Here is a 13,680-nt window from a genome sequence, read left to right on the forward strand (position 1 = left end):
TGCGTCAGTATCCCAGCGGCGGTGCCGGCTCGTTCACCGGTTCCGCAACACGCATCTCGTCCGTGTTGTCTGTCGCGAGGTCTTCATAGGCGCGCCAGGCGAGAACGAGGAGAAAGGCGAAGAAGGAGAAGGAAATCACGATGGCGGTCAGGATGAGCGCCTGCGGCAAGGCATTGGCCGCCGGACCGGAAAGCACATCGGAGCCCTCCGCTATGACCGGCGGTACGTCGCGCGTCAGACGGCCGCCGGTGAAGATCAGAAGGTTCACCGCATTTCCCAGGATCGCCACGCCCAGGAGGACGCGGATGATGGATTTCGACAGAAGCAAGTAAATGGCGACGGTGAAGAAGAAAGTGACCAGCAGCGAAAACCAGGTCTCCATCAGGCCCCCCCTCTTTCTTCAAGCGACAGCGCGATCGAACTGATGGCACCGACGACGACCAGGTAGACCCCCGTATCGAACAGCATGACGGTGGAGAGCGGAACCTCGACGCCGAGAAAGGAGGGATATATCCAAAGCCCGGTCATGAACGGCACCCGCGCGAAAAGTGACACCAGTCCGGCCACGGTCGCGGCGAAAAGGCCGGCGCCGGCGATAGCCATGGGATGGAAGAATATCGCCCGCCGCACCGTCTCCACGCCATGGGCGATGCCGTAGATCGCCAGCGCCGAAACGGCGATCAACCCGCCTATGAAGCCGCCTCCGGGCTCGTTGTGGCCGCGCAGCAGCACGAAGATCGAAAAGAGCATCATCAATCCGGCGAGGAAGGGCGCAACGGTCCGAAAAATGATCGACTTCATACCGGCTCCTTCGTGTTCGCATCAGCGGCCGCGATCTCGCGCGTTTCGCCGCGTCTCAACGATCCCGCCCGCAACCGCACGAGGGAAAGGATGGACAGGCCCGCAACCAGCACGACGGCAATTTCGCCAAGCGTATCCGTGCCTCGGAAGTCGACGATGATGACGTTGACCACGTTCGCGCCGTGCGCGATCGATTTCGAATAGAGGTTGAAGAAGTCCGTCAGCGTCGCATCGAACGGCACGCCGGTAACCCGGAGAAGGAAAAGGCCGAATCCGATTCCGCAGGCGAGCGCGATCGTGAAGTCGGGAAGCTTCTGCCTGAGTGGTCGGTGATCCGAAGGAGACAGCCGCAGCCGGGTCATCACCAGTGCCAGCACGACGACGGACAGCGTCTCTATCATGAACTGGGTGAAGGCGAGATCCGGAGCGCCGTAAAGCAGGAAGAGCATCGCGACGGCGAAGCCCTGAATTCCGAGCGAGACGATCGCCGTCAGCCGGTCCGCGGCCAGCACCACGGCGAAGAGGCCAAGCACGGCGATCGCCATGATCGCGAATTCGTGCAGCGGAACGTCGCCCGGAAAGAAAGGTGCGCGCGGGAATTCGCCGTAGCGCAGCGGCAATGCGAGCATGACGGCGGCGACGAGCAGGAAGGTCACGGTCATGTAGTTATCGAGACGGCCGCCCTGCAATCGGCGGGTCGCGGCGACCGCAAACCGCACGAGGCCGCGTATGAACTGGTCGAAGCCTCGATCCGGTCCCCAGCCGATATCGGCAAGGATCACCGCCATGGCTGCGCGCAGCCGCGTCAGATTGAGGAACAGAACGACGCCGACCGCCAGCGTCACGACGGAGAGCAACAGCGGCACGCCGATATGCGGTGCGAGAGAAATCGTCACGGTTCTCGGTTCGCCGGCAACGGCCGAGGCCATGGGCGAGGTCACGAACCGATGAACAAGGCCCGACATCAGCGCGATGGAAAGGCCCTTCGCAGCCAGGATTGCCGGGCCGATCCAGAGGAGCACCGGTGCCTCGTGGGCATGCCTCGGCGTATCGACCTTCGGGCCCAGAAACGGTTTTAGAGCGATCGCGAAGCCGACGGCGAACATCAGGCCGTTGCCGAGGATGGTCAATGCCGCGAAGACCATGGACCGGCGGTCGAAACCGGAGAGTGCGGCGTAGATTTCCTCTTTTGCAAGGAACCCGAAAAAGGGCGGCAGGCCGCCCATCGACAGGGCCGCCGCAAGAGCTATGGCGAAGGTCAGAGGCATCGCCCTGCGCAGGCCGCCGAGCTTCGTCAGATCGCGCGTACCGGTTTCATGATCGATGATGCCGGCCACCATGAACAGCGCCCCCTTGAACAGGGCATGCGCCACCAAGTAAAGCACTGCGGCTTCGATGGCGTAGGGCAGGCCGAGGCCCGTCAGCATGACCAGAAGACCGAGCGACGACATGGTCGTATAGGCCAGCATCATCTTCAGGTCCGTCTGGCGCACTGCCAGGGCGGCTCCGGCGACGAGCGTCGTCACGCCGAAGAGCGGCAGCAGAACCTGCCACTCCGTCGTACCGCCGAGCACCGGGTTGAGCCGCATCAGAAGATAGACCCCCGCCTTCACCATCGTCGCCGAGTGCAGATAGGCCGAAACGGGCGTCGGCGCTTCCATGGCGTTCGGCAGCCAGAAGTGAAACGGAAACTGTGCCGACTTGGTGAATGCGCCGCCGAGGACGAGGAGCAGCGCCGCGAGATAGAAAGGGCTTTGCTTCAGTTCGTCGCCGAAGGACAGGAGCAGCGAAAATTGCGTGACGCCGCTGACGTTCCACAGGATGAGGAGCCCGGCGAGCAAGGCAAGCCCGCCTCCCCCCGTCACGACCAGGGCCTGCAAAGCCGCGCGGCGCGCCGCCTCGCGGGTGTGATCGAAGCCGATCAGCAGGAACGAAGTGATCGACGTCAGCTCCCAGAAGACGAAGAGCATCAGGAAGCTGTCCGAGACGACGAGCCCCTGCATCGAGCCCATGAACATCAGGATGAACGAAAAGAAGCGGCCCTGGTCGGGATGCCCCTTCAGATATCCGCCCGAATAGAGGACGATCAGTGTCCCGATGCCCGAAATCAGAAGCGCGAAGGTCAGTGACAGGCCGTCGATCAGCCAGGAGAAGCTGACGTTGAAGGACGGTATCCAGATATAGCCGCCGGTAACGATCTCGCCAGCGGCGACTTCCGGAATGAAACCTGCGAGATGCATGAAGATGGCGAGTGGCGCAAGCGCCAGCAGCCAGGCGGCATTCCCGCCGAGAAGCCGGGTCAGGGCCGGTGCGACGGCGGCCGCGGCAAAGGGAAGACCGAGGGCCAGGAATGTCAGGGCCGCGGCATCCATCGTATCGACACGCTCCTTCTCATTGATCTTTCAGTCAAGCTTTAACCGGACATAGAAGAAGGGCGGGCCTGCCTCAAGGGAAATCGGCCGCGGTGTGAGGTTATGCCACGTTTATACTATGTAGAGGGCAGCGGCTTCGCCCCGACCCTGATCAGGATCCTGTCCAGGACGCGGAGCTCCCGGCATTGACCCCCATTTGTGCCCGAGCGGATGCCATCCTATATATTCGCTGCAATCGAAAGGAGCGCAGCCATGTCCGAAAACCGGATGCCGAAGATTACGAAGACGAACGAGGAGTGGCGGGCAGCGCTGACGCCCGAGCAGTACCGCGTCACACGCGAGCATGGCACCGAACGTCCCTTCACCGGCCCCTTCCTCGACAATAAAAGGCATGGCACCTACAAATGCGTCTGTTGCGGCCGCGCGCTGTTCCGCTCGGACACCAAGTTCGATTCCGGCTGCGGCTGGCCCAGTTATTTCGCCCCGGTCGATCCGGACGCGATCGCTGAATATGTGGACCGCTCGCACCTCATGGTCAGGACGGAGATTCGCTGTGCCGATTGTGACGCCCATCTCGGCCATGTCTTCCCCGACGGGCCGCCTCCGACGGGCCTGCGCTATTGCCTCAACGGCACCGCGATGACATTCGAGGAAGATTGACCATAAGGGACTGTTCCGGCGGCACTTTCCAGCATGCGTGTTGTCTATCGCATGCCCTTAAACCCGGAACGATTTGAAGATAAGATGATGCAGCAGTTCAAAGCCGTTGCGACGGCCCTCGCGCGTGCAGGAAGAAAACGCGCGGTGCGTTGAGAAGAACCGGCAGGTCGAACGAAGCCGAGAGGACGCCACGCATGCGCCGTGCCTTTATCGCATCTCTGCTCCTCGTGACGCTTGCCTCGCCCTCTGTCGCCGAGGACGACTGGCACCCTTACGCCAATCCCCGCTTCGGCTACACGGTCGACATCCCGCCCGGATTCGAGATGGGCCTTGAGGCCGATAACGGCGACGGCGTCAGATTTCATGCCGATGACAATGGCGCGACGCTCATGGTGTTCGGCACTCATCCGCCGGATGGCGACTTCGAAACCGACGTCGCCGAAAGGATCGGCTACGAGAAGCAGGCCGACTGGCGAATCATCTTTTCGCGCGTCACGCCCGCCTGGGCAAGCTTTTCCGGCGCGCGCGAGAGCGACGTTTTCTATACGCGGGCGATTGCGCTCTGCGACGGCAGCGCCGCCTATTTCAGGCTGCAATATCGGAAGAGCAACCTGACCAGTTTCGATGGCGTCATCTCGCGCATGGCCTCGGCACTCAGGCCGTCGGAAGAATGTCAGCCTGCAGCAGACTGAAGCTGCAGCTTTGAATCTGGCTAAGGCCTGTTGAGATTCGGGATACCCGCCGCAGCCTGTTGATTACCTCATCCCTGTGCTCGTCACAGGGATCCAGCCAGACCAAGTCCTTGGGCTGAAAGAACGCTTCCCGCGCCGCAGACGCGGCGCTGCTCTCATCTCTGTGACAAGCACAGAGATGAGGAAGAGGAGAGATTGCAATCCGGTGATAGGCTTCCTGGGCCAGCCAGAGCCAGGTCATCCGCGCCGACAGCTCGACCCGACCTAAAAACATCGTGATCTAAGATACAGCGGCGCTGCTGATGCAGGTCAAGACTGCGGAATAGTGCACAGCCGCTCCCGTGACGACGAAGCCGTGCCAGATGGCGTTCTGGAAGCGAAGACGCTCCCAGACATGGAAGATGACCCCGACCGAATAGATGACGCCACCGATGACGATCAGGGTGAGCGTCGTCGCGCTCAAGGCGGTAAAGAGGGATTTCGCGGCGAGCAGCCCGCTCCAGCCCATTGCGAGATAAAGCAGGATCGCCAGCCGATCGAAGCGCCCGGGCAGGAGGCACTTCATGGCGATGCCGGCGGCTGCGATAAGCCAGATGGCGACCAGCATCGAGAAGAGGAACGGATCATCCCAGCCGCGCTGCAGGAAAGGCGTGTAGGTTGCAGCGATCAGCACGAAGATCCCGGAGTGGTCCAGCCGACGCAGGAACCACTTTGCCCGGCCGACCGGAAAGAGGTTGTAGACGAATGAAATCGACAAGGCGGCGATGAGCCCGCCGCCATAGATCGAAGCCGCGGCCAATTGCCCGGACGTGCTCCAGACGGTGGCGTAAAAGATCAGGGCGGTAACACCGACGAGCGCCGCCGAAAGGCCGATCCCGTGGACAATTGCGTCGGCGATCATCTCCGATCGGTCGTAGTCCCATTTGACGCCGGCAACCTTCACGCGGCCCCTCCCGCTCCGCTCCCGATATCCGTCTGCAGCCTGCAGCAGCAACGAAATACCTCATGACCGATTACAGCGGATTCGAACAGTTCGAAACGCCGCACAGGATCACCATGGTTTCGGTTCATCCTGCCACAGAGCAGCGACACGGCAAAGCACCAGGATCGGGCGAAAGGATCAACTTTTGCAACGCATTACAACAAATACCGCACCTTGCGCGGGAGCGTGCAGCAAACGGCTTTCGCTGAAGCAGATGGGAGCTTTGGGTGGTTATCTCCCCCCGGTCGCGATCTCGGCGGCGCAGGTCTGACAGAGCGGCGCATGCGGCACGGCGCGCAACCTTTCCGGGGATATGGCGTCGCCGCAACGGACGCAAATGCCGAAGGTTCCTGCTTCGATGCGGTTGAGCGCAGCGTCGATCGCGCGAATTTCGCCCTGGCCCGCCAATCCGAGTCCTTCCAGGACCTCGTCGCTCTCCCGTTCCGTTACGCGATCCGGCACATCGGCATTCATCGGCTGCTCGAGGTCTTCCTCTATCTGCACCAGCCGGCCATGAAGTTCGCGTTTGCGGCGCAAAAGCTGTTCGCGAAAGTCGTCAAGCGCATACTTATCCATTGCGTGACTCCTTCGGATCGCGGCGCAGGCGGCCTGCACCGCTCCCTTCTATTCCCAGTATTACCGGTCGACGAGAACCGCGCAGGGGCAATGGCTGACGACACGGCTGGCGGTCGACCCGATGAAATAATCGATCAGCCCCGGGCGGTGGGACGCGATGATCACCAGGTCGGCATTCTCTTCCTCGGCGAGGGCGTTGATGCTGCCGGCAGCTCCGCCGGTGCGGATTTCGACGCGCCCGTTGATGCCATGCTTGGTCTTCAGCGCTTCCAGGGTCTTGACCGCGTGCTTGCGCGATTCCTCGATCATCTCCAGCGGAAAATCGACGATCATGTAACCTTGTGCATAGGCGTTGAGATCCTCGACGACGTTGAGCAGAATAATCTCTCCCCCCTCATCGATCAGTTTCTCGGCGATGCCAAGGACGGACTCGCCGTGCTCCAGCTGATCCATGGCGATCGGCACGATGATCTTCTTGTACATGCTGCTGCGTCCTTTTCCTATGTTACCACGTCGCGCGCCGAATGCGACGCTGATCCCTCAGCTTGGCCGGTCATCCGGCCCCACCTCCCGTCACAGACGGAAACCACATCACGCACCCCGTCCTGCGCCGGACCGACATCGAACGGTGGCGGCTGTACGGGCCTTGACTTGGATCAAAGTGACCGCCCCTCTGCTCCCACCGTTAAAGGTAGCGCGGCCGTGACGACTGTCAACGTTCATCGAACACAACATCAAGTAATATAAGAGCTTTCGCGAACCTGTTCACGTGCTCATATTGAATTGGGCAGCAGATCACAGTCTCGGGCGTCGCCCTCCCGCTGTCCGAAAAGGCGAATAGGATGAAGGACACCTCACAACCGAAGCCGCAGGCCAGCGTTCCCGCCGATCACGCGACGGCGATGCCCGCTTATGTCGATCGGTCGCATCTTGTCGTCAGCGACCTGGAGACGGTCTCGTCCTGGTACCAGCGGATAATCGGTCTGTCGCCGATCGAGGCGAACATAAGCGGCGTGACGCTCGGCGTCGCCGGAAGACCGCTCCTGACGTTGACGAGCGACGGCAATGCCGTAAGGGCTCCGCGAAACGCACCCGGTCTCTTCCATCACGCATTTCTGGTTCCGGACCGCACCGAGCTCGGACGCTGGCTCGTGCATGCCGCCGAGAGCGGGGTGCAGTTGCAGGGAGCCTCCGATCACCTCGTCAGCGAAGCGATCTACCTCGCCGATCCGGAGGGTAACGGAATCGAGATCTACCGCGATCGACCGCGCGAGGAATGGAACTACGGAGCGGACGGCATGGTGGCAATGAACACGCTGCCGCTCGATTTGCAGGCACTCTACGAGGAGGTGCCGAAAAACGGCTGGGACGGCCTGCCGGCCGGCACCACGATCGGTCACATTCACCTTCAGGTCTCGGATATCCCGCAGGCGGACGCTTTTTTCCGCGATGCCCTGGGGCTCGACCTCATGGCGCGTTATCCTGGAGCCAGCTTCTTCGCGACGGGCAAGTACCATCACCACGTGGCGGCCAATATCTGGAATTCGCGCGGGGCGCCGAAACGTCAGGGCAACATGACCGGTCTCGCCGACTATACGATCCGCTTCCGGGAGCCGGCGGCCCTCGCCGCCGCGATCCGGAAGCTCGACGCGCTAGAAATAGCCGTGGACAGGCAGGGCGACGCGCATAGCCTCACCGACCCGTGGGGCATCGGCCTCAAACTCGCCGCCTAGACGGCTCGGCAGCCCTTTCCGCTTGATCGCCGCGCTGGTGCCCTCTATCTCATTGTCTCCCCCATACGGCGCCGCACGTCTCGTCAGACGCGAGGTTGCTGTAGCGCTTTAATCTGCTGCGTGTTCTCCCCTTGAATCGGTAGGATTCCAGAAGACATGCAGCAGGACCGATCCCGGAGACATACCTTGTCCGTATTCAAGAACCTGCCCGCCGCGCCCGTCGCCCCGAAAAAGCCGGTAACGGATACCCGCCACGGCATGACCCGCACCGACGATTACGCCTGGTTGAGGGCCGAAAACTGGCAGGCCATGTTCAAGGATCCGTCGATCCTGGATCCCGAGATCCGCCGCCATCTGGAGGCGGAGAATACCTATATGAACGCCGCGATGGCGGACACGAAGGACCTGCAGAAGACGCTGTTTGCCGAAATGCGCGGCCGGATCAAGGAAGACGATTCATCGGTTCCGATGAAGGATGGCCCTTTTGCCTATGGGACGTCTTACGTCACCGGCGGCGAGCATCCGCGCTATTTCCGTATCCCCCGCGAGGGTGCAGCGGGCGACGAGACGATCCGCCGGGTGCTGCTCGACGGCGACAGGGAGGCTGAAGGAAAAACCTATTTCCGTATCGCCGGACTTGACCATTCGAGCGATCATTCACGCGGAATCTGGGGGTACGACGACAAGGGCTCGGAATATTTCACGCTGAAGGTGCGCGACCTTTCGACCGGCGAGGACCTCGAGGACCTGCTCGAAAATACGGGTGGCGGCGGCGCCTGGGCGCCGGACGGCAAGAGCTTCTTCTATACCGTGCTCGACGAGAACCACCGGCCATCGAAGATCTTCCACCACGTCATCGGCACGCCGCAGTCGGAAGACCGGCTGGTTTATGAGGAGCCCGATGCCGGCTTCTTCATGTCCGTCGGCGGTTCGCTCCTCGATGATTTCATCTATATCGACATACATGACCACGAGACGAGCGAATACCGGCTCATCCCGACCAGGGACCTTGCCGCGGAGCCAAGGATCGTGGCGGTGCGCGTAACCGGCCTTGAATATTCCATGACCGAGGGCGGCGACGTCTTCTACATTCTCACCAATGCCGACGGCGCCAAGGATTTCAAGATCATGGAAGCGCCGGTGGAAGCGCCGCAGAAGGAAAACTGGCGCGAGGTCGTGCCGCACAAGCCGGGAACCCTGATCCTCAGCCATATGGCCTATGCCCGCCATCTGGTCTGGCTGCAGCGCCGCAACGGCCTGCCGGAAATCGTCATCCGCGACCGCCGAACCGGCGAGGAACACGCCATCGCATTCGCCGAGGAGGCCTATTCTCTGGGGCTTGCCGGTGCGGCCGAATACGGCACCGACATCATCCGTTTCTCCTATTCGTCGATGACGACGCCTTCGCAGCTTTTCGACTACGACATGCAGACGCGCAAGCGCACGCTGCTCAAGACGCAGGAAGTCCCCTCCGGCCACGATCCGGACGACTATGTGACCCGCCGGGTCTTCGCTCCGGCGCACGATGGCGAGCAGGTGCCGGTCACCCTGCTCTATCGCAAGGACACACCGCTCGACGGATCCGCCCCGTGCCTGCTCTACGGCTACGGTGCCTATGGCATCACCATTCCCGCCAGCTTCAACACCAATTGCCTGTCGCTCGTCGACCGCGGCTTCGTCTACGCGATCGCCCATATCCGCGGCGGCAAGGACAAGGGGTTCCACTGGTACGAAGACGGCAAGATGGCGAAGAAGACCAATACGTTCAAAGACTTCATCGCAGCCGCCGACTATTTGAATCAGGAAAAGTTCACTTCCTACGCGAACATCGTCGCCGAGGGCGGCTCGGCCGGAGGCATGCTGATGGGCGCCATCGCCAATATGGCGCCTGAGAAGTTCCGCGGCATCATCGCCGCGGTGCCCTTCGTCGACGTGCTCAGCACGATGCTGGACGACACGCTGCCGCTGACACCCCCGGAATGGCCTGAATGGGGCAATCCGATCGACAGCCCGGAGTTCTACGACATCATCGCGAGCTACTCGCCCTACGACAATGTCGGTGCCAGGCCGTATCCCGCCATTCTGGCGCTCGGAGGCCTGACCGATCCGCGCGTCACCTATTGGGAACCGGCGAAATGGGTGGCAAAGCTGCGCGAGGAGACGACCGGCAGCGAACCCATCCTGCTCAAGACCAACATGGACGCGGGCCACGGCGGCGCTTCCGGCCGCTTTCAGCGGCTGGAGGAGATCGCCTTCGAATATGCCTTCGCCATCAAGGTCGCAGGCAGGATGTAAGGGGCGGAGCCGGTGCCGGTCTATGTAGCACTGCTCAGGGCCGTCAATGTGGGCGGCACCGGCAAGCTGGCGATGGCGGACCTCAAGGCCGTCTGCGACGAGCTCGGCTTCGCGGGCGCCAAGACCTTTATCCAGAGCGGCAACGTCGTCTTTCGCTCTGACCTGCCTGAGCCCGCAGTGCAGGCGAAACTCGAACAGGCGCTGGCGGCGAAAATGGGCAAGGCACCGGGAGTCTTGCTCCGCAGCCGCCGCCAACTGGACGACATCGCGGCCAAGGCGGAGCGGTTTCTCGATGCCAAGCCGAACTTGCTGCTGATCACCTTCCTGCCGGAGCCGCCTCCCGCCGACGCGCTCGACAAGCTGGTGGCACCTGATGGAGAAGAGGTGCGGATCGACGGGCGCGAAATCTATGTCCACTATCCGAATGGATCCGGTCGATCGAAGCTGAAGCTTCCGGCGCTCAGACCCGGCACGGCGCGCAATCTCAACACGATACGCAAGCTGGCGGAAATGGCAGCCGCGATGGAAGACGGTTCCTGACGTTACAGCGAGACGCCACATCGCTGCGATCTGTGAGGCCTGCCTGCCACGAGCGGCACTCAGTGCCTGATCGCGAGGGTCCCTTCGCACGAATGAGCGAGGGCCCCTGTTTAGGCATCGGGGCCGAAACCTCGCGAAAAGGGCTGGGCTCGTGTAGACTTGCTGCGAAAGGGCGGCCGACTTCCGGCGTGCCGCTGTATCGTGATGAGTTCCGTTCCAACGCAGCCAATTTCAAAGATGACCGCATTCCGCTTCGACAACAGCTACGCCCGGCTGCCGGCCAATTTCTATGCCCGTGTGCAGCCGACACCGGTCGCGGAACCGTGGCTGATCAAGCTCAACCGCCCGCTTGCCGGAGAGCTTGGGCTCGACGCCGAAGCGCTCGAACGAGACGGCGCGGCGATCTTTTCGGGCAATCTCGTCCCCGAAGGGGCCGAACCGCTCGCCATGGCCTATGCCGGCCACCAGTTCGGCACCTTCGTGCCGCAGCTCGGCGACGGACGGGCCATCCTGCTCGGAGAGGTGACCGACGCCGGCGGGCGACGACGCGACATCCAGCTCAAGGGAGCCGGCCAGACGCCCTACTCCCGCCGCGGCGACGGTCGGGCGGCGCTTGGGCCCGTCCTGCGCGAATATATCGTCAGCGAGGCGATGCATGCGCTCGGCGTGCCGACGACCCGTGCGCTGGCTGCCACGGCCACGGGACAGCCCGTCTACCGCGAACAGATCCTGCCAGGTGCCGTATTCACCCGGGTCGCGGCAAGCCACATTCGTGTCGGCACGTTCCAGTTCTTCGCGGCACGCGGCGACATGGAGTCGATAAGGACGCTCGCGGATTATGTGATCGGCCGACATTATCCGGAGCTGAAGACGGATGAGAAACCCTATCTCGCGCTCCTCAAGGCAGTCGCGGCGCGCCAGGCTGCACTGATCGCGCGCTGGCTGCATGTCGGCTTCATCCATGGGGTGATGAATACCGACAATATGACGATTTCAGGCGAAACCATCGATTTCGGCCCCTGTGCCTTCATGGACGATTACGATCCGAAAACCGTGTTCAGCTCGATCGATCAGTTCGGCCGCTACGCTTATGCCAACCAGCCGGCTATCGGTCAGTGGAATCTCGCCCGCCTGGCCGAGACGCTGGTGACGCTGTTCGATCCCGTAGCCGACACGGCCGTGAACCTCGCCAACGACGCTCTTGGCGAATACGGAACGATCTTCCAGAAGCACTGGCTCGACGGCATGCGGCGCAAGATCGGCCTGCTCACGGATGAAGACGAGGATCTCGATCTCGTGCAGTCGCTGCTGACGCTCATGCAGAACGGAAAAGCGGATTTCACCCTCACCTTCCGCCGGCTGGCGGCTTCAGCGGAAAACGCAACCGCGGATACGGAGCTTGCAAGCCTCTTCGAAGAACCGCAGGCGCTCTCACCCTGGCTCGAGCATTGGCGCCGACGGCTCGAACGCGAGCCGCAGCCGGCAACCGAACGCGCTGCCGCGATGCGCTCCGTCAATCCCGCCTTCATTCCGCGCAACCACCGGGTGGAACAGGCGATCGCTGCGGCAACCGAAGACGCGGATTTCTCGCTCTTCGAGGCGCTCCTCGACGTTACCTCCAGACCCTACGAGGACCAGCCCGGCCACGCAGCCTATGCCGCGCCTCCCGAACCGGGCGAGGAAGTGCTGCAGACCTTTTGCGGCACGTGAATATTTGTTTTCCAAAGCGTTGCGAATGACCTGCCCCTCATCCGCCTGCCGGCACCTTCTCCCCGCAAGCGGCAGGGGAATCGCATTTAGCAAATAAGCGGTTGTTTTGTTGCGGCAAATCGATTCTTGGAGTTCTCCGCTGACTTGGAGGTCTCGATGAGTAGATTTGCCGCTTGCTTTGAAGATTTGCCCGATCCGCGCGGTCGCAATGCGCGCCATCCGTTGACGTCGATCCTGTTCATTGCCGTTGCGGCGATTGTCTGCGGTGCGGAAAGCTGTACCGATATGGCCGATTTCGGCGTTGCCAAGAAGAAATGGCTGAAGACAATCGTGCCGCTGCCCTATGGCATTCCCAGCCATGACACCTTCTCCACCGTCTTCCGCCATCTCGATCCGGATGCCTTTGACGCGGCCTTTCGCCGTCTCACGGCGAGCTTTGCGCAGGGTCTCGAAGGGGTGGTAGCGATCGATGGCAAGGCGGTGCGCGGTGCCTACCGGCGCGCCGCCAAGGCCACGCCACTCCACTTCGTCAATGTCTGGGCTGCCGGTCCCGGTCTGGTCATCGGCCAAAAGCTCGCGCCGGGCCGCAATGAGGTGCAAGGGGCTCTCGATGCGCTCGCGCTGCTGGCACTGGAGGGCTCTATCGTCACCGCCGATGCCCTGCATTGCCGGCCCGACACCGCCCGCGCCATCCTCGCTGCCGGCGGCGATTATGCTCTGGCACTGAAGGCCAACCAGCCCGGCCTCTTGGCCCAGGCGCTCGCCCGCATCGAGGACGCCGACCACGTCGAGAGCATCCAGATTGCAGCCGAGACTGCCCATGACCGCACCGAGACACGCCGCGCCAGCGTTGTGGCTGTCGACGATATCAACTTTCCGGGCCTGCAGGCCATCGGCTGCGTCGAGACCACAAGCCGTCATACCAACGGCCATTTGACCAGCCATGTCCGCTACTTCCTGCTCTCCACCACCATGTCGCCGAGCGCGCTGATCGAGGTTGTAAGAACCCATTGGCAAATCGAAAACAAACTGCATTGGGTTCTGGATGTCCACTTCCGCGAGGACGCCGCCAGAAACCGCAAGGACAACGGCCCTCAGAACATTGCCTTCTTGCGCAAGATCGCTCTCAACCTCTTGCGATCTCACCCCGACAAGGCCTCCATCCGCCGGAAAATCAAAAAGGCGGGCTGGGATGACCAATTCCTCACTTCTCTTATCGCTCATATGCGATAGCCCTGCCCCTTGTGGGGGGAAGGGACCCGAGGCAAGCACCTCGGCCACCATTATCATCGGCGTTTCGTAGGGGCACGTCCCCTCTC

14 protein-coding genes are annotated in these 13,680 nt (G+C 62.1%); 8 read left to right on the top strand and 6 right to left on the bottom strand.

Annotated elements, in window-relative coordinates; genetic code table 11:
- Positions 1–4 precede the first annotated feature (4 nt).
- The 3 genes from JOH52_RS00940 to JOH52_RS00950 are packed head-to-tail and all read right to left on the bottom strand — an operon-like array spanning position 5 to position 3,173.
- Positions 5–382 (bottom strand): Na+/H+ antiporter subunit C, encoded by a 378-nt coding sequence (locus tag JOH52_RS00940; RefSeq protein ID WP_010968977.1) that lies wholly within the window; start codon positions 380–382, stop codon positions 5–7.
- The gene (locus JOH52_RS00945; RefSeq protein WP_010968976.1) at positions 382–801 is read right to left on the bottom strand and encodes a Na(+)/H(+) antiporter subunit B; all 420 of its coding nucleotides are present in this window, start codon (positions 799–801) and stop codon (positions 382–384) included. The genes JOH52_RS00940 and JOH52_RS00945 overlap by 1 nt, the downstream gene beginning before the upstream one ends.
- On the bottom strand, positions 798–3,173 hold the full coding sequence (locus tag JOH52_RS00950; protein ID WP_010968975.1) for a putative monovalent cation/H+ antiporter subunit A: 2,376 nt from the start codon (positions 3,171–3,173) through the stop codon (positions 798–800). Before JOH52_RS00950 ends, JOH52_RS00945 begins: the two co-directional genes overlap by 4 nt.
- A 252-nt stretch (positions 3,174–3,425) precedes the next feature.
- On the opposite strand from JOH52_RS00950, the gene msrB reads away from it, so the two are divergent.
- The gene (msrB, locus tag JOH52_RS00955; RefSeq protein ID WP_010968974.1) at positions 3,426–3,833 is read left to right on the top strand and encodes a peptide-methionine (R)-S-oxide reductase MsrB; all 408 of its coding nucleotides are present in this window, start codon (positions 3,426–3,428) and stop codon (positions 3,831–3,833) included.
- A 194-nt stretch (positions 3,834–4,027) separates the two neighbouring features.
- Complete coding sequence (locus JOH52_RS00960; RefSeq protein WP_010968973.1) at positions 4,028–4,525, top strand: hypothetical protein; 498 nt, start codon at positions 4,028–4,030, stop codon at positions 4,523–4,525.
- Between the two features lie 280 nt (positions 4,526–4,805).
- Here JOH52_RS00960 and trhA read toward each other — a convergent pair whose 3' ends face one another.
- The gene (gene trhA, locus JOH52_RS00965; protein WP_003527401.1) at positions 4,806–5,468 is read right to left on the bottom strand and encodes a PAQR family membrane homeostasis protein TrhA; all 663 of its coding nucleotides are present in this window, start codon (positions 5,466–5,468) and stop codon (positions 4,806–4,808) included.
- Between the two features lie 62 nt (positions 5,469–5,530).
- On the opposite strand from trhA, the gene JOH52_RS00970 reads away from it, so the two are divergent.
- Positions 5,531–5,716: a hypothetical protein gene (locus JOH52_RS00970; RefSeq protein WP_127508648.1), complete on the top strand. Its 186-nt coding sequence runs from the start codon at positions 5,531–5,533 to the stop codon at positions 5,714–5,716.
- Positions 5,717–5,738: 22 nt separating this feature from the next.
- Here JOH52_RS00970 and JOH52_RS00975 read toward each other — a convergent pair whose 3' ends face one another.
- Positions 5,739–6,083: a TraR/DksA family transcriptional regulator gene (locus JOH52_RS00975; RefSeq protein WP_003527402.1), complete on the bottom strand. Its 345-nt coding sequence runs from the start codon at positions 6,081–6,083 to the stop codon at positions 5,739–5,741.
- Positions 6,084–6,143: 60 nt separating this feature from the next.
- Positions 6,144–6,566 carry a universal stress protein gene (locus tag JOH52_RS00980; RefSeq protein ID WP_003527403.1) on the bottom strand — a complete coding sequence of 141 codons (423 nt, stop codon included), beginning with the start codon at positions 6,564–6,566 and terminating at the stop codon, positions 6,144–6,146.
- A gap of 359 nt (positions 6,567–6,925) precedes the next feature.
- Between JOH52_RS00980 and JOH52_RS00985 the strand changes: the two genes are divergently transcribed.
- The 5 genes from JOH52_RS00985 (at position 6,926) to JOH52_RS01005 (ending at position 13,594) form a co-directional block, all read left to right on the top strand.
- On the top strand, positions 6,926–7,816 hold the full coding sequence (locus JOH52_RS00985; RefSeq protein ID WP_010968971.1) for a VOC family protein: 891 nt from the start codon (positions 6,926–6,928) through the stop codon (positions 7,814–7,816).
- Positions 7,817–8,002: 186 nt separating this feature from the next.
- Positions 8,003–10,111 (top strand): S9 family peptidase, encoded by a 2,109-nt coding sequence (locus JOH52_RS00990; protein ID WP_013844132.1) that lies wholly within the window; start codon positions 8,003–8,005, stop codon positions 10,109–10,111.
- Positions 10,112–10,123: 12 nt separating this feature from the next.
- Positions 10,124–10,651 (top strand): DUF1697 domain-containing protein, encoded by a 528-nt coding sequence (locus tag JOH52_RS00995; protein WP_013844131.1) that lies wholly within the window; start codon positions 10,124–10,126, stop codon positions 10,649–10,651.
- Between the two features lie 237 nt (positions 10,652–10,888).
- Entirely contained in the window at positions 10,889–12,361 is a 1,473-nt protein-coding gene (locus JOH52_RS01000) for a protein adenylyltransferase SelO (protein WP_010968967.1), read from the top strand.
- Between the two features lie 156 nt (positions 12,362–12,517).
- On the top strand, positions 12,518–13,594 hold the full coding sequence (locus tag JOH52_RS01005) for an ISAs1-like element ISRm21 family transposase (RefSeq protein WP_010969728.1): 1,077 nt from the start codon (positions 12,518–12,520) through the stop codon (positions 13,592–13,594).
- The last annotated feature ends 86 nt before the right edge of the window (positions 13,595–13,680 follow it).

Origin of the sequence: Sinorhizobium meliloti, assembly GCF_017876815.1 — a bacterium.
GTDB classification, from domain to species: Bacteria; Pseudomonadota; Alphaproteobacteria; order Rhizobiales; family Rhizobiaceae; genus Sinorhizobium; species Sinorhizobium meliloti.

What these genes read in the sequence shown, in the direction of transcription:
- JOH52_RS00940 (WP_010968977.1), bottom strand. Translation starts at nt 382, where the DNA reads ATGGAGACCTGGTTTTCGCTGCTGGTCACTTTCTTCTTCACCGTCGCC.
- JOH52_RS00945 (WP_010968976.1), bottom strand. Translation starts at nt 801, where the DNA reads ATGAAGTCGATCATTTTTCGGACCGTTGCGCCCTTCCTCGCCGGATTG.
- JOH52_RS00950 (WP_010968975.1), bottom strand. Translation starts at nt 3,173, where the DNA reads ATGGATGCCGCGGCCCTGACATTCCTGGCCCTCGGTCTTCCCTTTGCC.
- msrB (WP_010968974.1), top strand. Translation starts at nt 3,426, where the DNA reads ATGTCCGAAAACCGGATGCCGAAGATTACGAAGACGAACGAGGAGTGG.
- JOH52_RS00960 (WP_010968973.1), top strand. Translation starts at nt 4,028, where the DNA reads ATGCGCCGTGCCTTTATCGCATCTCTGCTCCTCGTGACGCTTGCCTCG.
- JOH52_RS00970 (WP_127508648.1), top strand. Translation starts at nt 5,531, where the DNA reads ATGACCGATTACAGCGGATTCGAACAGTTCGAAACGCCGCACAGGATC.
- JOH52_RS00975 (WP_003527402.1), bottom strand. Translation starts at nt 6,083, where the DNA reads ATGGATAAGTATGCGCTTGACGACTTTCGCGAACAGCTTTTGCGCCGC.
- JOH52_RS00980 (WP_003527403.1), bottom strand. Translation starts at nt 6,566, where the DNA reads ATGTACAAGAAGATCATCGTGCCGATCGCCATGGATCAGCTGGAGCAC.
- JOH52_RS00985 (WP_010968971.1), top strand. Translation starts at nt 6,926, where the DNA reads ATGAAGGACACCTCACAACCGAAGCCGCAGGCCAGCGTTCCCGCCGAT.
- JOH52_RS01000 (WP_010968967.1), top strand. Translation starts at nt 10,889, where the DNA reads ATGACCGCATTCCGCTTCGACAACAGCTACGCCCGGCTGCCGGCCAAT.
- JOH52_RS01005 (WP_010969728.1), top strand. Translation starts at nt 12,518, where the DNA reads ATGAGTAGATTTGCCGCTTGCTTTGAAGATTTGCCCGATCCGCGCGGT.